The organism is Gottfriedia sp. OAE603 (genome assembly GCF_040543965.1).
GTDB lineage: Bacteria > Bacillota > Bacilli > Bacillales > Bacillaceae_G > Gottfriedia > Gottfriedia solisilvae.
In genome coordinates this window covers 1,160,565-1,182,186 of the sequence record NZ_JBEUNN010000001.1, presented here as the reverse complement: position 1 = coordinate 1,182,186, position 21,622 = coordinate 1,160,565, and the positions used below count along the sequence as shown (strand labels likewise).

Below are 21,622 nucleotides of genomic sequence, written 5' to 3'. Positions count from 1 at the left end.
CAGACTAGCGTAGCTGACTAGTCTGGTTTTTGTGTTTTTATACACATTTTCTAGGCGTTTCACATAATAGACAACTATCTTTATGGGGTATTTATACTATCTGGACAAACATACAATCTTAGAAAATTAGACAAGTAACTAAGTACAAGTTTGATAAAATTGAATATTAGTATATTAATCGGACAAGTAGGTGTCAAAACAAAACTTCCTTGTAAAGAAAGGTGAATAAAAATGAATTTTGAAATTGTAGTGACTGCTTTTGTATTTATCATGACGATGGCAGTCATATTTTGGAGGCCAAAAGGAATTAATGAGGCTTGGCCTGCGACAATTGGAGCGCTGATCATTTTAGCAACAGGAATTGTAACTGGTTATGACCTACTTGATATCATTAGTAAAATTGGCGGAGCATCAATTACCATCATTGCAACTATTGTTATGGCGGTTATATTAGAAAGCTTCGGTTTTTTTCATTGGTCTGCTGCTAGATTGGCAACCTTAGCAAAAGGTTCAGGATACAGACTATATTGGTATATTCAATTATTATGTTTTTTAATGACGTTACTATTCAACAATGATGGAAGCATTTTAATAACTACTCCTATATTACTTCTTTTATTAAAGAACCTTCGACTAAAACCACATCAACAAATTCCTTATCTTCTAAGTGGCGCATTAATCGCTACAGCTTCAAGTGCTCCCATCGGAGTTAGTAATATCGTCAATTTAATCGCACTAAAAATCGTACACATGACTCTTTACATGCATACGGCAATGATGTTTGTACCTGCTACTTTAGGCTTACTATTTATGTCTTTTATAATGTATCTAGTCTTAAAACAAAAATTACCTGCTAACCTACCAACTTCTACAGATGATATCGAAGAATCATTTTTCATCAAAAATTTTCATCCTTTAAAGGGTAAAATCTCAGTTGAGACAAAAAGAAAACGTACAAAATTCATGTTAAAAGTACTAGCTTTTGTGTTTTTGATGAGATGTTTATTATTTGTCGCATCCTTTCTGTCAATCCCAATAGAGTTAGTAGCTGTACTAGGTTCACTCATACTATTAATTTGGAGATGGTACCACTTACGTACAAACCCCATCGATATTCTAAAAAAGACACCTTGGCAAATTTTACTGTTTGCATTCTCCATGTATGTCATCATATATGGATTGCACAATGCCGGTCTAACTTCATTTTTAGTAAGCATATGTGAACCAATAGTCAATCAGGGATTATTCCAAGCAAGCTTTATTATGGGAGGATTAGTTTCACTTTTATCAAATCTATTTAATAATCACCCTGCGCTAATGATTGGCACAATTACCTTAACAGAAATGGGCTTAGATCCAGTTACTTTAAAAACGATTTATCTTGCTAATATTATCGGAAGTGATATGGGCTCATTATTGTTACCAATTGGTACACTTGCATCATTAATTTGGATGCACATTCTAAAACAAAATAAAATTAAAGTAAAATGGAAGGATTATATAAGCGTCACGATAATTGTTATCCCTCTTACTACACTTGTATCACTGTTTCTATTATATTATTGGGTACAATTAATCTTCGCACATTAAAAGAATTTCGTTTTTACCTCTAGGAGGAGATTAGAGTGAGTGATGTAGCAACATTACTTGGGAAACAAGTTACAGTAAAATTATCCGGAGACCAAATTTTCGAAGGAATTTTAACAGATTTAGGTCAAGATGTATTAGTGATATTTAATGGTATGAAATATTACTATATCCCTTGGATGCATGTTCATATGTTGTATCTTAGTCAAAATTTAAAAGAAAAAATTGATGATCCAATTGAACCTTCAATTGGTGAGGAATTAGAATCAATCTCCTATAGAAAGATTTTAATAAATGCTAAAGGTATTTTTTCTGAAATTTACGTGACAGGAAATATTAGTTTTCATGGTTACATTATCAGCGTTTTGAGTGATTATCTGGTTTTTTACTCACCAGTGTTTAAAACAATGTATATTTCCCTCTCCCATTTAAAATGGATCACACCATATAATCATAGAGTCATTCCATATAATCTCACAAATGAAAGTCTACCTGTTAATCCTTCACATACTTCATTACATCGTTCTTTTGAAAACCAGCTTAGAAAAGAAGAAGGGAAACTTGTCGTATTTGATGGTGGGAGTGACCCAATGAAGATTGGTCTCGTAAATAAAGTCGAAAATAATATCGTCACGCTTTTTGTAGCTAGTGGTGAGATTATCCACTTGAAACTTTCCCATATAAAATCAGTACACTTGCCTTAAATTAAGTAAAAAGAGTCAACATTTGAGTTGACTCTTTCTTTGTGATTCATTTTTAATAAATTCTTCCCACTCTTCTCTTAATATTCCCATTCGAATAGAATCATAGTATTTCCCATCGTAATACCTACATTTTCTTAATCTTGCTTCTAAGGTCATTCCTAGTTTTTCTCCGACTTTCATCATTCGATGATTACCAGACCACGTCGTATACCCTACTCTAACAAGGGGCATTGTCTCAAATAAGTGATTGATCCATAGTCGAAGTGCTCTTGTTCCCACTCCGCCACTCCAATAATCCGAATCATAAATACCTATTCCCATTTCGAGCCAATTTGAAGGCTTGTGTTCCCAATAATAACTTACAGTACCAATTACATTCCCATCAATCAGAATAGCCCATTTCGCGTCTTGATTCAGCTCTTCAGATCTTTTTGAATAATATTCATTATATGTTTTTGCCTTATGCTCGAAATATGGAGCGTCCCACTTTTTCCATTCAGGTGATTCTTCTTTATACATTAATTCCCAAAGCCTGTTTAAATCTTCTTCTATGATCGGCCGAATGATAAGATTATTATCTTTATACAAATATTCGTTCTCCTTTATTTTTAGTCACTTTTTAAACACAACTTTATGTAGAAAAACTAATACCAGTACAAGCCACTGATCATTAGTTTTAAAAAATCTTATAGCACATTTTCTAAACGATTTTCATAAGATTATTTATAGATTAAAAAATGATTAGTTTTTTATAATTTTAAAATTTCTCATTATGTAAATTGTAATTGATGAGCCTTACTTGATTCAAGCTAAAATAAAGTTACCAAAACTTGAGATAAACTATTAAACTAAAAAAATTGAGTAAATATGAATGTATTTTCTTTACAAAGTAGTACTGAACAATTAAAATTTCATTAAACATAAAAAAGTTTCCTTAACGCAACTTTTTACACATGTTTTTTATTTAACCGAATATATTCTTCTTATCATCAACAATTTTAAGAGGACAAATTTTTTTACTTAAAAAGTTGCACAAATGCAAAATAGATAGACGAGGTAAAAAAAGGGGGATTTAATATTGAGTAAAGCATTAGTAATAAAGGACCTTTACGTTTCCTATCAAGGAAATCAAGTTATTCAAAATGTTTCAATTGAAGTTGATAAAGGAAAATTAGTAGGGATTATCGGTCCAAATGGTGCCGGTAAATCTACATTAATGAAAGCGATTCTTGAATTAATTCCTAGAGACACTGGGGTTATTAGCATTTTTGGACAGTCGATTCGCAATTTCAGAAAATTTGTTGCTTATGTCCCACAAAGAAGCGATATTGATTGGGATTTTCCAATAACAGTATTAGATGTTGTTTTATTAGGCACTTATCCTAACCTAGGATTTTTTAAGAAACCTAAAAAAGAAGATAAAGATTGGGCTGTTGAATGTTTAAGAAAAGTTGGAATGGAAAGTTTTAAAAATCGTCAAATTGGTGAACTCTCAGGTGGTCAACAGCAACGAGTATTCTTAGCAAGAGCATTAGTACAAAATACTGACATCTTATTTTTAGATGAACCATTTGTTGGTATTGATGTGACTAGTGAAGAAACAATTATCAAAATCTTGAAAGAACTTAGAAATTCAGGGAAAACGATTATTGTCGTGCACCATGATTTAAGTAAAGCAGAAAAGTATTTTGATGATTTATTATTACTGAATCGTAGTCTTGTAGAATATGGGACTGTAAATGAAGTACTTGATCCAGAAATCATTTCAAAAGCATATTCTAATCAAACTTATTATGTTAAAGAAAGGGCAAAGGTAAGTTTATCATGAGTGTATTACATTTTATAGAAGCCATCATGCAATATGATTTCTTACAAAAGGCTTTACTCACATCAGTTATTGTAGGGATTATTTGTGGAGTAATTGGATGTTTTATCGTCCTACGAGGGATGGCGTTAATTGGAGATGCAATTTCTCATGCCGTTTTACCCGGCGTAGCAATTTCTTATATGCTAGGATTTAACTTCTTTATTGGAGCCGTTGCAACTGGTTTACTTACAGCGATTGGCATTGGTTTTGTTAGTCAAAATAGTCGCATAAAACATGATATGGCAATTGGTATTATGTTTACTTCCGTGTTTGCAGTGGGAATTATACTAGTCACTTTTATGAAGAGTAGTGCAGACCTGTATCATATTTTATTTGGTAATGTATTATCGGTTCGTTCATCTGATATGTGGATTACAATCTGCATTGGAATCGTTGTCGTTAGTCTGGTCTACTTATTTTATAAGGAATTACTAGTATCTACATTTGATCCAACAATGGCTCAAAGTTATGGGCTACCGATTAAATTGATTCAATATGGTTTAATGGTGCTTCTAACACTGGTTACAGTTGCATCACTTCAAACAGTAGGAATCATCTTAGTCGTTGCGATGTTAATTACACCAGCTGCAACCGCCTATTTATTAACAAACCGTCTATGGGTCATGATTTATTTATCGGCTTCAATCGGTGTAATTTGTTCGGTCATTGGCCTTTACTTTAGTTTTACTTACAATTTAGCATCTGGTGCAACAATTGTACTTGTAGCAGCATTTTTATTTGCAATGGCATTCTTCTTTTCTCCTTCTCAAGGATTAATTTGGAAGCTAATGAAAGCAAGGAAAAATAAAACAAATTTATCGATGGAGAAGTAATCACAAAGGAGGAATCATTCTTGAAATTTAAAAAAATATTATTACCACTACTTCTTATTTTCCTTCTAGCATTTACTGCTTGCTCAAAGGATTCAAATAACGATAAGAAAAAACTACAAGTTGTGACTACTTATTCAATTATTTATGACATTGTCAAAAATATTGGTGGTGACAAGGTTGAGATTCATAGTTTAGCGCCAGTTGGTTCAAATCCTCATGAATATGATCCACTTCCAAAGGATTTAATGAAAACAACCGATGCAGATATCGTATTTTATAACGGGTTAAACTTAGAGGAAGGCAATTCATGGTTTAAAAAACTATTAAAAAGCTCGAATAAATCAGATAAGAACTCACCAGTTTATATGGTTAGTAAAAACGTAACACCCATTTACTTAGAATCAAATGGACTTGAGGGTGAAACTGATCCACATGCATGGTTAGATATTCAAAATGGAATCATCTATGCCAAAAATATACGTGATGGTTTAATAAAAGAGGATCCGAAGAATAAGAACTATTATCAAACAAATGCAGATGGATATATTACTAAGCTTGAAAAGCTTCATGCTGAAACGATTACAGCAATAAGTAAAATTCCAGAGGATAAAAGATTCCTTATTACTAGTGAAGGTGCATTCAAATATTTTAGTAAAGCTTACAATTTACAATCTGGATATATTTGGGAGATTAACTCTGAAGGTCAAGGTACACCAAGCCAAATAAAAAATGTAGTGGATCTAATCAATACTAAAAAAGTACCAGTATTATTTGTTGAAACAAGTGTTGATCCAAGAAGTATGGAAACTGTATCTAGAGAAACTGGTGCGCCAATCGTAGGTACAGTATTTACTGATTCTTTAGGTAAACCTGGTGAGGAAGGCGACACTTATTATAAAATGATGGAATGGAATACAAAAACAATAATTGATGCTTTAAACAAATAAAAATAAAACCCAAGCTAAATGCTTGGGTTTTATTTTGTATTATGAATCTTAAACCTTATAATCTATCATTTATTTACAGTAATGTTTCCATTTGATGTTTTAATAAATAATTGATAGGTACCTTCGCCTAAAATAACTGTTTGTTTTTGATTTTCTTCTTCATTTTTGTTCGATTTCCACCCTATATTACCTTCAAATGATCCATCTTCTTTTTCAGCCTTTATTGTAACATCTTGCTGTTTACTCATATTCAATTGAATATTACCATCTTCTGAAGTAATCTGACTATTACCTATTAAATTAGCTTCATCTATTGTAATTGAACCATTACTTGTTTTCGCAAAAAGCTCACCAATAAAATCTTCTATATCTATATTTCCGTCCTCTGTTGTAATCTTACTACGATCCTTTAAGTTTGCTTGACTAAGATTGATTGTACCTTGGCTTGAGGTCATGTCGATTGATCCTACAATATTCATTATTGAAATATTACCATCCTCTGTCGTAACTTGACTCTCTTCTGTTACATTTGCTTTATTTACTCTGATTGATCCATTTGCAACTTTTACATCTAGTTTTCCTTTTATGTTTTCAATATCAACAGCACCATCATCTGTTGTTATCTTACTGTTATCACTTAACTCTACATTTCGTACTGTAATTGATCCATTATTTGCACTCGCGATTAGGTAACCAGAAACGTCTTCTAGTTTCATTTCGCCATCATCAATTTCTACTTCTGTTTTATTTGATTTATTTTGTAGATCAATAGAACCATTATCAACGTTTATCTTTGTGCTAATGTCTTTTGGTAATTCTATGTTTAATTTAGCTTCTGAATCATGAAATGTTATGAATGAATACTTTTCTTCTTCACATTTTACATATAATTTGTTACCGAGCTTTTTAATAGAGAAGTAATCTTCAAGCTGACCATTCGAATCCTTTTTATTGTCAGTTGGAATTCTCATACTACCATTTACTTTTAAAGCTTGTGAATTTGTACCAAGAACATTCACTTGTCCATCTTGTGCATCGATGATGATTTCATTTATATCATTCGGAATGTTTTGTTCTTCATTTATATCAACAGTTGTAGATTTTAAATTTATTCCTAATTGTTTTATAGCAATATGACCAAAATTAAATGCAATTGATGCAAACATAACGCAAATTAATAATATAATACTAAACCAACTAAATCTAAGTGAATCTTCCTTTCTAATTAAATGGAAGACTAATATCTCAATGCCTAATAAAATACAAGCAATTGGCCATGCGTTAAGTAGTAGTTTTGTATATGGAAGAGAAATAAAATTCTGAAGAAAATATAGTATCCCAATTGCTATTAATAGGACTCCTGCCGTTATAGAGCCAACTTTCCAATTCTTCATACTTCCTCCTTAGGTTTTCCAATTAAAATTCGAATCCCAATAATGACAAATACCGCGCTCACAATGATTTTATATAGAATATTAAAATCTATACTAAGTTGTAAATAATCTGCTGAGTTTTCTAATAATGATAAACCTCCAAAACCGATAAAGATCCATGCGATTACAGCTTTATTTACTCTTAATAAATTTTGTTTAAATACAGGCTCATCAATTAGTTCTTCATTTTCACGGTATTTACTATGATATTGAAGCGCATCAAAATAACTATAAAACACAATGATTGGAATAAAGAATGCAAACATCTCAACCATATGTGTCATAAAAATAGCGCCAAATAAAAGTAGCATGAATTGCAATCCACGTTGCATTAGTCCTAAATAAAAATGCCCTAGACCAGGTAAAAAGGATAAAATATAAACCCCCATTTTACGTTTTTTTAAAGTTCTTTCTTCCATTATTTACTCATTCCTTTCCAAATTTTTGGTATGGTGAAATTCACTTTTTCGCTTTTTTCTAATAAATTAGAAGTTTGTTCGATCGTTTGAACGACTTGTTGATTAGACTTAGTAATTTGTTTTTCTAATTGAAAATGGAAAAATAAAAAAGTTGCCGCTGCAGCAAGAGATAAATGAACTAGTCGTACTAATTTTGAATTCGAACGCTTTTTATGATGAAGCTTTGAATGTTGCTCTGATTTTATTACTTCTTTATTCATTTCTTCTGTTTTCATCATAATCTCTTCAAACATCTCATCTGAAAGCTCTAAATTTGTAGGGTTCATCCAATCTTCATGAAGCTCGCCAAGTAGGATTAATTCATTTTGACATGCAGAGCAGCTTTCTAAATGCTGTTCAAGAAGTTGAGATTCTTTATTTGATAACTCCTTTAATTGATAAGAAATAAGTTGTTCAGTCGTTAAGTGTTTCAAATGATCCCTCCTCTATGCTTGTCTTTTATTAAACGTTTGGCTCGATACAAACGAGATTCAACTGTTTTCACTGCAACATTTAATTTCATTGAGATTTCACTATATGAAAGTTCGTCAAAATAATATAACTTTAATACATCTCTATAAGCTTGTGGCAATTCTATTAAATATGAATGAATTAGTTCTTTATCTAGATTTTTTAATAACGCTTCTTCTGGCGATAAACGATTTGTTTCAGGTAATGATGAAATAACATCTTCTGGTTCTTGTTCGAGTTGCCTATCTTGTTTTCGTTTATAATCAATCGCTTTGTTCATTGTTATTCGATAAATCCAAGTTGAAAAACTAGAATCTCCGTTAAAGTTTCCAAGAGATCGATACAATTGAAGAAAGACTTCTTGCGAGATATCTTCTGCGTCTTTTTGATTATTTGTAACTTTTAGGGCAACTGCTAACACGCGAGACTGGTACCTTAAAATTAGTTCTCTAAAATGTTGTTGATTGCCGTTTAAAATACTATCTACCAATTGCTCATCTGACTCCACTTTGTATCACCTCTTTTCCTCTTCATAACATTAGACGAAGCATTTTTATTAAACCCTGCAAAAAAAAAAAAATTTTTTATTTTTTTTGAGATTGCTTTAGTAATGCTTGATAAATAGAGTTTTATTCGATAAAAAAAGAAAAATCTATTTTGAATGGAACAATTCAAAATAGATTTTCCAATAGATTTGAAATTTTTTATAATCCTATTTTATTTAGGTTGTCAATGTTGCTAACTTAAGAATGGTTAGTTGATTATTCAAATCCCAAAGCAACAATCTATTAGTGGAGAGCATTTAATTTTTAACGGGCTCCACAAAATGTAAATCCTTTATATAAGTTCTCATGTGTGATTTGATGTTCTTATATCTTCCCTCCCCATATACAAGGTAGGATTCACTTATATTTTGTAATGGTAATATTTTAAAGTTTTTATTTTTGTAGTAGTAATTATAGGTTGGTGTAAAACTTGGATTTGTTAATTCTATTTTTTCTACACCTTTATATTTCGTTTTCACGACATCTATTGATGCGATCCCACCAATTAGTTCATATAACTCATCCTGCGCTGATAAAAAGTTTCCTAAAGAATATAATACGAAAGCTTTATTACCAGTTTTACCTGTCACCCAAGCTGGTGGTTGTAACACATGTGTATGATTTCCAATTACGATTTGAACGCCCATATCCGCTAATTGTTTCGCTAAATCTTTCTGAAATTGATTTGGCAATCTTTCATATTCATTTCCCCAATGCATCGAGACAACAACTACATCTGATACTGTTTTTGCTCTTTGAACATCTTGTTGTATTTTCTGTTTATCAATTAAATTCACTAAATAGTCTTTCCCTTTTGGTACTGGGATTCCATTTGTCCCGTAAGTATATGAAAGAAAAGCAAATCGAATATTATTTTTTGTTAAAGTTCTAATTTTATTTTGGTCTGCCTTTGATTTGTATACCCCAGTATACGGCATATGAATATGATCCCAGTGAGATATTGCACTTTTAATGGCTACTTCTCCTCGATCAAGTGAGTGATTATTAGCAAGCGTCACAACATCTACACCTGCAGACTTTAAAGCATCACCTACTTCATAGGGACTATTAAACGCTGGATAGGTTGATAACCCTAGTTTTTCCCCACCAATCATAGTTTCTTGATTTGCAACAAGAATATCCGGCTTTTGCATTGTCGATCTAACTTCTTTAAACATTTTATGAAAATTATATGAACCATTTTTTTGTTTCGCATCTTCATAAACTTCATTATGAATCAGTATATCTCCAATTGCTCCAATTGTTGCTTTTGATACAATCGGTTTTTCACTTTCAGGCTTTTGCTCAGAAGTTGGTATTTTTTTAATCTTTTTTTTCTTCGTGTATTGCTTGATTCTGAATTGGCTCGTTGGAGAAATATTCTTTCTTTATATAAATGAGAATAAAAAGTAACAATGTGCTCATGAGAAGTAATTTTTTCAAGATGATTCTCCTAGTGTAAGTGGATTCTATTTTTATTTTTATTAGACTTTTTTTATTAAGTTGCTTGTTTATAGTAGCGTTTATTTCATCGTCACTTCTTATTATCGACCCTCTTTTATTTTTCGTAAAGCTATTAAATCAAAATCCGCCTAAATCTACGCAAAAAAGTCACCCATTTGAAAATGAGTGACTGTGATGTTTATTATACTTTAAAGGTTTTAACAGTATCTTGTAACTCTTCTGCCATTTTACTTAGAATATCTGCTGATGCAGACATTTCTTCCATAGAAGCGTTTTGTTGTTCAGCTGCAGCTGCCACACTTTGTGACTGTCCTGATGCCTCTGCTGAAATTTCTGAAGTTGTTTCTACTATACTAATGATACTTTGTGAACTAGCATTAATTTGCTCAAATATTGCAGATACTTCTTGAGTTTGTGCAGATACTTCTTCAATCATTTTAACGATATGATTGAAGTTTTCGCCAGATTCAGACACAAGGTCAATACCGTTTTTAATTTCAATCGAACCTTCATTCATTGAAGTAATTACTTTTTTGACTTCATTTTGGATAAATCCTACTAAACCAGAAATTTGTCCCGCTGCTGATCTAGATTGTTCAGCTAGTTTTTTAACCTCGTCTGCAACAACTGCAAATCCTTTACCTTGTTCGCCAGCTCTCGCAGCTTCGATTGCAGCATTTAGCGCTAATAAATTTGTTTGCTCAGCAATTTCGGTGATGATTGTAACAATTTTACCAATCTCATCGGACTTTTCGCCAAGTGAATTAACAATATTTGATGTGTTATTGACCGTATCATGAATCATGTTCATCTGATTAACTGTTTTTACTAAAACTTTATTACCATAAACTGCTTTTTCAGAAGTAGAAAGTGAATTTTCCGCTACTGTTTGAATTGATGAAGCAGCTTGTTCCATTCCTGTTGAAATTTCTTTTACAACTGTAAAGGCTTCTAAACTACTTTTTTCTTGTTGTTCAGCACCTTCTGCAATGTTAATGATCGAGCTTGTAATTTGCTCAGAAGCCCTACTTGTTTCTTCTGCACTTGCAGACAATTCCTCTGATGTTGAAGCAACTAATTGTGAATTATATACAACACTTTCAATTAGTTCTTTTAAATTAGCTGTCATCGTATTAACATTACTTGCTAATTCACCAATTTCATCTTTATTTTTAATATTCAAAGGCTCTAGTATAAGATTACCCTCTGCAACTTCCTTTACTTGCGTCGATAATTTTGTTAAAGGCTTTCGAATACTTCTGATTAACACAACTGCGATTAAAATAGTCAGTACAAACGCAACGATTACACTAATTAAAGTTGTGTAAGTAACATTTGTAAATTCTTTATTACTGTCTTCATTAATTTGCTTACTTTGTTTTTGGTGCATTTTAATCAATGCATCTAAGTCAGTATGCATTTTATCAAATAGAGCTGTTCCACTAAATGATGTCAAAACAGCATTTTTTGTATCCATCTTATTACTTAACTCAAGAATTTCTGCATTCTTTTCTACAAAATCATCCCATTCAATATGTAGTTTTTCGAATAATGCTTTTTCTTCTTTTGTTTCTAGTAATTTTTTATATTCAGCAAACGCCTGATCAATTAATTTATATTGACCTTCCAATTCGTACTCATATTTTCTTTTATAAGACTCATCATCACTTAACATATGCTTTTGAGTCGTACTTAAAATATGTTCTGCAATATAATTGATTTCCCCAATCAACTCTACCTTTGGTAAAACTTCTTTACTTACTTCTTTTGTATTATTGTTTAGTCTAAATGTACTTGTTATTGAAAAAGCGCTAAGCGTTAAAATAATAACTAATATTAGAATAAATGAAAATATTAATTTCCGACCAATTGTCCATTTCATCCATACTTCCCCCTAATTACAACAATATCTATCTACTTTTACATTTAAATGTATCGGCGAATATTCAAAAAATTAAAGTAATAATCTTAGAATAATAATTAACTGTTAATTTTGAATTTTTAAAACTATAATTGTATAGAATATTCTAATTTTTATTTAAAATTACTAGGTATCTATTATTATACAAATATAAGCTTCCCCTTTAGAATCGTTAACTAAGGAAATATAGTGATTGCATCTTAAATTTGCTCTTTTGACAAAATGTCTATGAAGGAGCTTTTTAAAAGATTGTTAGTATATCAACTCTCTTCTTTTTTAAAGTCTTTAACGGAAGGTGCTCGACTCCTATGAGAAATGCGGGACAGCTGAGACCCACGCAGGAGGCCCACAGGAAGTGGGTTATGCATGCGTTACGACAGGACGTCGAGGTTTTAGCATGCCTACTTTTTTCGAGGAGGCTCAGCGCCCACCCCATGGAAAGCGAGCACCTGCAGTGGAATTCAACACTCTTCTTTTCCAGACAGCCCCCAAAAACAAAAAAAGAGCCTACAATAGACTCTTCTAACCATTACTCATTTCTTTTAAAATAAGTAGCTGTATGTTTATCTCCTTGAAGTCCTTCAATTTCCTTTACTTCCTCCAAGCCCTTTACAAAACTACCCGAACAGCTTGGACATAACGAAACACCATCAGTCAAATTCTCACCGCACTTTGGGCAAGGCAATCCAATATTCGGAAAATGCCTCTGCAATATTTTCCCTTGTCTAACCCAATCATAGATCCACTCTTCATTCACAAGTGTAGCATTCAACACTTGCACAATCGTAGCAGTTCGATTTTCTCTTTTTCTTAAATAATCTAATACAATCTCTAACCAAGCATTGTCTATCTTCTGACACTTTTGACATAATTTACTTTTTCCATTTTGAACCGTTAAGGAAAAGCATCTTTCACAATTAATAGGGTTGTTCATATGATCTTCGCTCCAATAAAAGTCTGACAATAATTTTATAAAAAAATGGAAGATTACTTTACAGAATTAACTTTTATGCGATTTGAACTGTGTGAATTGATTCTCCAATATATACTTCCATTCAAGATGAATCAATATTATTATCGGCAAGATATTCCAATTTTTTTACCAATTTAAAATGTACAACTTTTATGAAATATTTTCAATCTTTCTAGTAATATATTAATCATATTCTATTAAAATCAATGTATTTTAAAATTCTGTACCTCGATTTCAATTATTTTTTAAATAGACTACCTTTCAAAATACCTATACAATATATTTAAGACGAAAAAATTGGAATATTTTGTATAATATTCAACACTGTATTGAAGATACGATCAAGTAGATTAAAGGAGAGTAAAATGAATATTTCTGAAAAGTTATCACAGCTAAAAAGCGAAATAGGTAAAGTCATAATCGGTAAAGATGAAGTTGTAGAAATGATCTTTATTGCACTTATTAATGATGGCCATATTTTACTAGAAAGTGTTCCAGGTACAGGTAAAACTCAGTTAGCAAAGAGCTTCGCTAAAACGATCAACGGATTATTTAAGAGAATTCAATTCACACCCGATTTATTACCTAGTGATGTTACAGGAATTCAATTCTTTCATCCAAAACATCAAGAATTCCAACTTAGAATTGGCCCTGTAATGACAAATATATTATTAGCTGATGAAATTAACCGTGCTACCCCTAGAACACAATCAAGTCTACTAGAAGTGATGGAAGAGCGCCAAGTTACAATCGATGGCGAAACGATTTCACTTCCAACACCTTTTATTGTTATTGCTACACAAAATCCTATTGAATCTCAGCAAGGTACTTTCGCATTACCAGAAGCGCAAATGGATCGATTCTTCATGCAAATCAAACTTGATTACCCTACTTTTGAAGAGGAAAAGAAAATGATGCAAACACATCGAACAAATTCTCCTTTTTCAAATTTGAATCAAATATTTACTTTAGATGAAATTACTCAAATTAAACAGGAAGTTAAAAATATACATATTTCCGATGAGGTTGAAGATTATATTTTAAGTATTGTTCAGGAAACTCGCCAACACGAGGATATTCAAATGGGTGTAAGTCCCCGAGGAACACTTGCATTGATGAGATGTGCTCAAGGCCGAGCATTTATAAACACTAGAACATATGTAACTCCCCAAGATGTAAAGGATGTTGCAGTTTATATGTTGGCACACCGTTTAGTATTAACGTTGGAAGGCTCTTTGAAAAAGAATAATGTCCAAGTGCTGGATTCTATTTTAAAAAATGTAGCTGTACCTGTTGAAGCCGGAGCGAATAAATAATGATTTGGAAAAAAGAAGTCTTTGGAAGAAATTCATTAGATGGATTATCTGTAATTGGTATCTTCTTTCTGATTATCAATTTCTATCAATCTTCATATTTATTAATGTTTCTAGGCACTCTCTTAATTGTCATGAGTTGGATGGGCAAATATTATTTACAACATGTTTCAGATCATCTTGTTATTGAAAATAACAAGGAATCAATTAAAGTTTCTGTTGGAGAAGAATTTAAACTTCCACTTAAATTCACTCAACTTAGTAGACTACCAATCATACATGCAACTCTTCGGATAAAATTAGAACCCATTATTGAAGGTCCTAATTTACATTCAAGCTCAAGTTCAGATAAAAGAGATTTAGAGTTGACTATACCTTTTCAAATTAAAGGGAAAGAAAGTGTACAAGTTTCGCTTCCTCTAACCGCTGTAAAAAGAGGCGTTACTAGAGTGAAGTCACTGGAAATCACTGTTACGAATTTCTTTGGAATAGGTTATGTAGAACTATTATATATCCCATTTTTGCATCAAGAAATTGTCATATATCCTACTCTAATTCCTGTACCTAAAATTAAACAGTTAATCGCTACAAAATCATATGGTTACTTTTCATCCTCTTCGAGTATGTTCGAGGATGTTTTAGCTCCAATTGGTACTAGAGACTATGTTTATTCTGACCCTTTCCAACGAATTCATTGGAAACAAAGTGCAAAGGCTCAAGTCTTACAAACGAAGGTATTTGAGAGGACTGCTGAATACTCATGGACTTTTATCATTAATTTACGTGATATAGACTTACCGAATTATCGTATGAATGTGATAGAAAATCTTGATTCAATTGCTAGTAATATAGCTTATATGGCTAGATACGCTACTTTAAAGAATATTGAATACGAAATTGTACTGAATTTGAACATGGAAAGTGGCATTCCAGTTTATCACTTACCAGTAGGTGGGGGATCAACACAATTAGGAAAAACCTTTGAAATACTTGCTCGTATAAATCGTGAAAGAAGTACTCAACCGATTTCAAAACTATTACATTTTGTAGAAAAACAACAACTAAAATCACCTGTCGTAATCCTATGTGGCCCTTTTGGGCGTGAGGGTGATCGCTCTTTCGCTCAAATGCAAAAAAGAGGACAAAAAGTTTACTATCTTCAAGATGATGAACAACATCCTTCAATCGTACCACTTTGACGATCGTTTTGTTTCAAGTAAGAGGAAAATGAGAGGTACATTATGATTAAACGTATACTTCCTAATTATTATTTTTCATTAGAATGCTTATATGTATATCTTCTTTTATGCTTATTTAATTTTTCATCAAATCAACTTCCACCTTTATTCAGCTTTCTTAGTGTTTGTTTGGTAGGAAATATCAGTTTATTTTTCATTCTACGGCAAAAACAAGTAACACAATTAATCCCTTTCCTTACCGGAATCGTAGCAGGTGGAATCGGATATGTTCTCGGACTCGATCAAATTACAGCGATCGCATGTGCTAGTTTTCTATTTTTCCGTATGAAATCATTTTCAATTGATTCATCGCTTTGGATCGAAGAAAGGCATCAATTTCAAGTTCTATTCTATTGCAGTGGCCTTTTCATATTATTTTATGGTTGGATTGTAAATTATTCGTATATAAATGTGCTGTATGGGATTTCGATTGGTTTTACAGTCCTTTTTAGCTTTGGACGTTTTTTACAGCAAGCGGTTCATAAAGATGCGCTTAAAAATGTGAATGGCTTATTCGGAGCCCTTTCAATTGCGGTAATTTTAGCTTCAATTGTAACTGTCTTTATTCCTACGGTGAAATGGGGAATTGTTAAATTACTCGATGGTTTACTCAAATTAGTAGGCTTTATGGCAGCCCCTTTATTCAATCTCTTAGAAGATATTCATCTTCAACCTAAACTTAAGGGAGAAGAAGAAGAGCTAAGGCAAAATCTAGTTAAACTACCACAGACACAAAAAGATAACAGCTTCATATCCGATATACCTTCTTGGTCTTGGTTGATTATTTTCATTTTAATCTGTATTGTGATTGCCATTTATTTATATAAGTTTAAATTCATAAAAGTTGAACAAACTTTACAACAACCACCACTAGAAATTGACCAACTTACATTTAAAGAAAACACAAAAATAAAAAGACGTTTTTTCAATTATTCTGCCCCATCAGAGCATATTCGCAAATTAATATTCCAACTTCAAAAATTTGCACAAAAACACGATCTTAGTAGGCATGAACACGAGACCTTAAATGAATGGTTTCAACGTGCTGAATTCCAACAACATCAAGACCTTCTACATGCGTACGAGCAAGTTCGTTATGGAAATGGGATATTAGATTATAATGAAAAATACTATGAAAAGGAATTCCAAACATTAAAAAAAGTGATAAAAGACCGAACAAAGGATAAAACGAAGAAAAACTAAAATAAAACAAGGGTTAGAAGTTTATAGACTTTTAACCCTTGTTTTTTTATGCTACAAATATTTTTTTGAGATTGTATACTTATTAATTTTTTCAATATCTGGCTCATATCCAATCCCTGGAGAGCTTGGTACCTTAATGATGCCATTTACTACTGTTACCTCTGGTTTAATGATATCTTCTGACCAGTATAGTGAAGATGCGGCTGTATCGCCAGGTAAGATGAAGTTTGGTAAGGAGGTAATTGCAATATTATGTGCTCTTCCAATACCAGATTCTAGCATCCCACCGCACCATAAAGGTATTCCATTTTCAAGACATAAATCATGAATTTTCTTTGCTTGTGTTAAACCACCGACTCTTCCAACTTTGATATTAATAATTTTACAACTTCCTAGTTTTAAAGCTTTCCTCGCATCGTCTAATGAATGGATGCTTTCATCAAGACAAATAGCTGTTTCCATTCTATTCTGAAGCTCAGCATGATCAATAATGTCGTTATAAGCTAATGGTTGTTCGATCATCATTAAATTGTATAGGTCTAATGCTGTTAGATGCTCAAGGTCAGCTAAAGTATAAGCCGAGTTTGCATCAGCCATTAATGGAATATCCGGATAAACTTTACGTACTTTATCTATTAATTCAACATCCCAACCTGGCTTGATTTTTAGTTTAAATCGCTTATAGCCTTCTTCTAAACGTGATTGTATTATATTTATTGTTGCATCTATGCTGTCTTGAATCCCAATACTAACTCCAACTTCAATTTCTTTTTTTGTTCCACCTAGTGCTTTTGAAAGCGAAATATTTTCCTGCTTAGCATATAGATCCCAAACTGCACCTTCTATTGCCGACTTTGCCATATAATTCCCACGAATATGAGCAAAATACTTTTCTGATAGTTCATTAGGATGCGAGATTTCATTATTTAATACAATCGGAATTAAATAATCTTCAAGTATATGACGATTTGTTTTTACTGTTTCCTCATTATATAAAGGATCTAACATCGCAACTGATTCAGCCCAACCAGAAATTCCATCCTCACTAATTGCTTCAACTAAAATGAATTCTCGGTCATATTCAGTTCCAAAGCTTGTTGTAAATGGATGTAATAAATCTAGCTTCATATGGCGTAAAATGACTTGTTTAATTTTCATAGTTAAAACTCTCCTATTCTATTTACTTAATACATAAAATTGAACGGGTAATTCGGACTTGTCATTCTTATGAAAATCAATGACCTTCCAACCATTTGAAAATAACTTCGTGAATACATACCTCGTTATCATTCTCCACTCTTGTGCAAGTTGAAGATTATGATCTCTTATTGATCGAAAATCTTTTGGAATAGCAACAAATGCAAGCTTTTTCTCTATCTTCGTTAATTGTTTACTTGGCACCGGAAATCCTTCTTCGTTTAGGTTCCACTGCATAACTGACTCAAGTAATACTTGATTTAATTCAATGTCATCTAATTGCTTACCATTTTTTGTATCTTTTCTGATATGCCATTCTACAAGGAAACGGTCTGATGGAATACCATTATTAAGTAGATCATCCATCTCTCCGTAACAATTCTCAACATAATGACAACAAATCCCACCAAGTTTAGCAATATTTAAATAACCATTCACGCTTTCTAGGGGATCATAGGTCCATGTGATAAGAGAATAACCAAGTTCAAGCGCTTCTTCACGTTGTGCAATTTTAAGTAGGTTTCCAATCCCTTTATTTCGATATGCCTTATCGATTCCCAACATGTGTGAACAAAGATAAAGTGAATTACCATCGAATCCAGGAAAGCTATATTGGAATCCAACTAGTTTCTGATCATCGTAGGCACCTAAAACAAGTCCACCATTCTTTACAGCAGTTAACGTTTGATGTGTTGGAATTGAATCATTCTCTCCCCAAATTGAGGATTCTAGTTTTCTAACTTCTTCAAGTTCTTCAATTAATTGTAGGGAACGAATGGTAATCTGATTTGTCTTAGTCATGAAGATCCCCCTTTGATTTTTTATTATTCTTGACTAAAGTCTGCTTGTTTTAAAGGAACCATTTTTGTTTTTTTCAAGATTTTATAACCAAAATAAGCTAATAAAAACAATGGTAAGCCAATATAAGAAACAAAAATACCATACCAATCAATTTGTCCACCAGTGAATGCAGAATAATTTTGACCAAGTATTGCGATGACACAAAGAATCGTTGCAACAATTGGTCCAAATGGATACCATTTTGATACATATGGTAAATCACTTAATTTTCTCCCTTGCGCTATGTATGCTTTTCGGAAACGATAATGTGTAATTGAAATTCCTAACCAAGAAAGAAAACCTGATAATCCAGCAGCATTCAATAACCATGTATATACTGTCCCTTCTCCAAAAAGTGAAGTAAGAAAAGCAGCCATCCCAATGATTGTAGATAAATAGATTGCATTTGTAGGAATGCCATTAGAATTTACTTTTTTTAGAAATGCAGGTGCTTTCCCTTCCTTTGCTAGAACCCACACAACCCTTGATGCACCATACAATGCGGAATTTCCAGCAGACAATACAGACGTTAAAATAACAGCATTCATGACAGATGCAGCCATAGCAATTCCAGCATTTTTAAATACAAGTGTAAAAGGACTCACCGCAATATCTTCAATATCAGAGCTTAATAATTGTGGGTCATTATAGCTAATTAGACACCCAATAACAAAAATCGCAAGGACATAAAATAAAAGCAAACGCCAGAAAATTTGTTTGATTGCCTTAGGGATATTTTTTCTCGGATTCTCACTTTCGCCAGCAGCAATCCCAACTAATTCTGTTCCTTGAAAAGCAAATCCAACGACCATAAACACACTAATGATTGATAGAAATCCTCCTTTAAATGGAGCCTCACCATTAGTAAAGTTATCAAATCCTGAAGTATGTCCATTCATGATGCCAAATATCATAAGGAGTCCTACAGTAATAAAGATAATAATTGTAATTACTTTAATAATCGCAAACCAAAATTCTGATTCTCCATACCCTTTTACAGTTAAAATATTTAGACCAAAAATCAGTAAAAGGAAAATCATACTCCATACGATTCCAGGGACTGATGGAAACCAATACTTCATAATAATGGCAGACGCTGCCAGTTCGAGTGCAACAACTATTGCATTGTTATACCAATAGTTCCATCCAACCGCAAAGCCTAACGCTGGATCAACAAATCTTGATGTATACGTACTAAATGAACCAGTGATTGGAATTAATGCTGCCATTTCTCCTAAGCTTGTCATTAAAAAGTAAACCATTATACCAGCAATTAAATAGGCTGATAACGCCCCACCAGGTCCAGCAGTATGAATAATTGATCCACTTGCCAAAAATAATCCTGTACCAATTGTTCCTCCTATCGCGATCATAGAAAGATGTCTCGTTTTTAATTTACGATCTAAATGATTTGGTGCAGTGTTTGTTTTCAAAGTCGGTTGAGAAATATTTGTTCCATTTTGCATCATTTCACCTCTTTTTTAGATTAAAGTCGTGCTTTCTTCTAATGCTATTAACACTGATTGAATTAATATTTTGGTACCATAATGAAGCGCATCTAAATTAAAATTCATTTGTGGATGATGTAGACCAAAATTGAGATCACACCCTAATCCAATCATTGTTGCAGCAATGTTAGGATATCTGTTTGTATAAAAGTGGAAATCCTCACCACCATTAGAGATACACTTAGGAACTACATATTTAGCGCCAAGAATGTCAGCAATCGCTCTTGCGACAATCTCCGTTGCACCTTCATGTAAAACGGCCGCTGGTACAAATTCTTCCATTGACCAAGTCATTGTCCCCTTAGTCTCATCCATGATTTCGCTAAAAATATAAGTAACAGTTTCGTTTAATATTTCCATCACTTCATTTGTTTGCGCACGTACATCAAGAGTAAATGTAGCTGTTTCAGGTATGACATTTGATGCTTCATTTTCTGTTTGAAGCTGCGTCATTTTTATTGAAAAAGGTGTGTCAGTTTCAATTTTTAATGCCTTTAATTTCATGACAAGTAAAGTAGCCATTTCAATTGCATTAATTCCATCTTGTGGACGAGAGGCATGTGCTTGACGACCTTTAAATGTGCCTCTGATCGTTTCAGCAGACCCATGAATAATGACTGGTGATGCATGTAAAAATGGAACTTCCGACTTTGGACGAACGTGAATACCAAATAATGAAATGACATTCTCTAAAGCCCCATCTTCCATCATTTGAAGTGCTCCCTCACCTTTTTCTTCTGCAGGTTGAAATATAAACCGAATCGTATGTTTTGGCTTTATACCACTTGATGCGAGTGCAAGTGCAGTGTAAAGTACCATTGTGCTATGTGCATCGTGTCCACAAGAATGATTAGCTCTTACAACTCCGTCTACTTCTTGTACTAAAGCATCCATATCTGCTCTAACCGCAACGACTGTTTCTATTTCTCCTTTTAGTTCAGCAATCAGCCCATAATGAGTTTGAAAAGTCTTAACATGGAAACCTGCTTCTTCCAATCTATTTCTAATATAGTTAGAGGTTTGTTCTTCCCCCCAACTCGGTTCGGCTAACGAATGTAAGTCATGATATGTTTCTAGAATGGCGTTTTTATGTAGATCAATATATTCAATTGGATTCATA

20 protein-coding genes are annotated in these 21,622 nt (G+C 32.6%); 8 read left to right on the top strand and 12 right to left on the bottom strand.

Features of this window, described 5'->3' with window-relative positions; genetic code table 11:
• The first annotated feature begins 231 nt into the window (after positions 1–231).
• Both ABID96_RS05855 and ABID96_RS05850 read left to right on the top strand, forming a co-directional pair.
• Positions 232–1,590 (top strand): arsenic transporter, encoded by a 1,359-nt coding sequence (locus tag ABID96_RS05855; RefSeq protein WP_192601224.1) that lies wholly within the window; start codon positions 232–234, stop codon positions 1,588–1,590.
• Positions 1,591–1,625: 35 nt separating this feature from the next.
• Positions 1,626–2,291, top strand: a complete 666-nt coding sequence (locus ABID96_RS05850) for a DUF2642 domain-containing protein (protein ID WP_192601223.1) — start codon at positions 1,626–1,628, stop codon at positions 2,289–2,291.
• A 15-nt stretch (positions 2,292–2,306) separates the two neighbouring features.
• Here the strand turns inward: ABID96_RS05850 and ABID96_RS05845 are convergent, their stop codons facing one another.
• The gene (locus ABID96_RS05845; protein ID WP_192601222.1) at positions 2,307–2,879 is read right to left on the bottom strand and encodes a GNAT family N-acetyltransferase; all 573 of its coding nucleotides are present in this window, start codon (positions 2,877–2,879) and stop codon (positions 2,307–2,309) included.
• 490 nt (positions 2,880–3,369) lie between these two features.
• On the opposite strand from ABID96_RS05845, the gene ABID96_RS05840 reads away from it, so the two are divergent.
• From ABID96_RS05840 to ABID96_RS05830, 3 genes are read left to right on the top strand one after another with little or no spacing between them, the layout of a single operon-like run.
• A complete protein-coding gene (locus ABID96_RS05840; RefSeq protein WP_192601221.1) occupies positions 3,370–4,119 on the top strand; it encodes a metal ABC transporter ATP-binding protein in 750 nt (249 codons plus the stop codon).
• A complete protein-coding gene (locus ABID96_RS05835; RefSeq protein WP_192601220.1) occupies positions 4,116–4,991 on the top strand; it encodes a metal ABC transporter permease in 876 nt (291 codons plus the stop codon). The genes ABID96_RS05840 and ABID96_RS05835 overlap by 4 nt, the downstream gene beginning before the upstream one ends.
• A 20-nt stretch (positions 4,992–5,011) precedes the next feature.
• Positions 5,012–5,938, top strand: a complete 927-nt coding sequence (locus tag ABID96_RS05830; RefSeq protein ID WP_192601219.1) for a metal ABC transporter substrate-binding protein — start codon at positions 5,012–5,014, stop codon at positions 5,936–5,938.
• Positions 5,939–6,003: 65 nt separating this feature from the next.
• Here the strand turns inward: ABID96_RS05830 and ABID96_RS05825 are convergent, their stop codons facing one another.
• The 7 genes from ABID96_RS05825 to ABID96_RS05795 all read right to left on the bottom strand — a co-directional run bounded on the left by ABID96_RS05825 (position 6,004) and on the right by ABID96_RS05795 (position 13,164).
• A complete protein-coding gene (locus ABID96_RS05825; protein WP_192601218.1) occupies positions 6,004–7,332 on the bottom strand; it encodes a DUF4097 family beta strand repeat-containing protein in 1,329 nt (442 codons plus the stop codon).
• Positions 7,329–7,790 (bottom strand): hypothetical protein, encoded by a 462-nt coding sequence (locus tag ABID96_RS05820; RefSeq protein ID WP_192601217.1) that lies wholly within the window; start codon positions 7,788–7,790, stop codon positions 7,329–7,331. The genes ABID96_RS05825 and ABID96_RS05820 overlap by 4 nt, the downstream gene beginning before the upstream one ends.
• A complete protein-coding gene (locus ABID96_RS05815; protein WP_088000070.1) occupies positions 7,790–8,263 on the bottom strand; it encodes an anti-sigma factor family protein in 474 nt (157 codons plus the stop codon). Before ABID96_RS05815 ends, ABID96_RS05820 begins: the two co-directional genes overlap by 1 nt.
• Positions 8,260–8,808 (bottom strand): RNA polymerase sigma factor, encoded by a 549-nt coding sequence (locus ABID96_RS05810; RefSeq protein ID WP_192601216.1) that lies wholly within the window; start codon positions 8,806–8,808, stop codon positions 8,260–8,262. Before ABID96_RS05810 ends, ABID96_RS05815 begins: the two co-directional genes overlap by 4 nt.
• A gap of 294 nt (positions 8,809–9,102) precedes the next feature.
• Positions 9,103–10,083, bottom strand: coding sequence for a CapA family protein (locus ABID96_RS05805; RefSeq protein WP_377897033.1), 981 nt, complete (start codon positions 10,081–10,083; stop codon positions 9,103–9,105).
• Between the two features lie 407 nt (positions 10,084–10,490).
• The gene (locus ABID96_RS05800) at positions 10,491–12,191 is read right to left on the bottom strand and encodes a HAMP domain-containing methyl-accepting chemotaxis protein (RefSeq protein ID WP_192601215.1); all 1,701 of its coding nucleotides are present in this window, start codon (positions 12,189–12,191) and stop codon (positions 10,491–10,493) included.
• A 568-nt stretch (positions 12,192–12,759) separates the two neighbouring features.
• Complete coding sequence (locus tag ABID96_RS05795; protein ID WP_088000067.1) at positions 12,760–13,164, bottom strand: hypothetical protein; 405 nt, start codon at positions 13,162–13,164, stop codon at positions 12,760–12,762.
• 404 nt (positions 13,165–13,568) lie between these two features.
• Here ABID96_RS05795 and ABID96_RS05790 point away from each other — a divergent pair, with 404 nt between their 5' ends.
• Genes ABID96_RS05790 through ABID96_RS05780 form a run of 3 tightly spaced genes read left to right on the top strand, consistent with a single transcriptional unit; the run spans position 13,569 to position 16,957 of the window.
• Entirely contained in the window at positions 13,569–14,519 is a 951-nt protein-coding gene (locus ABID96_RS05790; protein WP_192601214.1) for an AAA family ATPase, read from the top strand.
• On the top strand, positions 14,519–15,715 hold the full coding sequence (locus ABID96_RS05785) for a DUF58 domain-containing protein (RefSeq protein ID WP_192601213.1): 1,197 nt from the start codon (positions 14,519–14,521) through the stop codon (positions 15,713–15,715). Before ABID96_RS05790 ends, ABID96_RS05785 begins: the two co-directional genes overlap by 1 nt.
• Before the next feature lie 42 nt (positions 15,716–15,757).
• On the top strand, positions 15,758–16,957 hold the full coding sequence (locus ABID96_RS05780) for a DUF4129 domain-containing protein (protein ID WP_192601212.1): 1,200 nt from the start codon (positions 15,758–15,760) through the stop codon (positions 16,955–16,957).
• Between the two features lie 51 nt (positions 16,958–17,008).
• Here ABID96_RS05780 and menC read toward each other — a convergent pair whose 3' ends face one another.
• From menC to ABID96_RS05760, 4 genes are read right to left on the bottom strand one after another with little or no spacing between them, the layout of a single operon-like run.
• Positions 17,009–18,115 (bottom strand): o-succinylbenzoate synthase, encoded by a 1,107-nt coding sequence (menC, locus tag ABID96_RS05775; RefSeq protein WP_192601211.1) that lies wholly within the window; start codon positions 18,113–18,115, stop codon positions 17,009–17,011.
• 18 nt (positions 18,116–18,133) lie between these two features.
• A complete protein-coding gene (locus tag ABID96_RS05770; RefSeq protein ID WP_192601210.1) occupies positions 18,134–18,955 on the bottom strand; it encodes a GNAT family N-acetyltransferase in 822 nt (273 codons plus the stop codon).
• 23 nt (positions 18,956–18,978) lie between these two features.
• Complete coding sequence (locus ABID96_RS05765; protein WP_192601209.1) at positions 18,979–20,460, bottom strand: amino acid permease; 1,482 nt, start codon at positions 20,458–20,460, stop codon at positions 18,979–18,981.
• A 15-nt stretch (positions 20,461–20,475) separates the two neighbouring features.
• Entirely contained in the window at positions 20,476–21,621 is a 1,146-nt protein-coding gene (locus ABID96_RS05760; RefSeq protein ID WP_192601208.1) for an amidohydrolase, read from the bottom strand.
• Position 21,622: the final 1 nt, after the last annotated feature.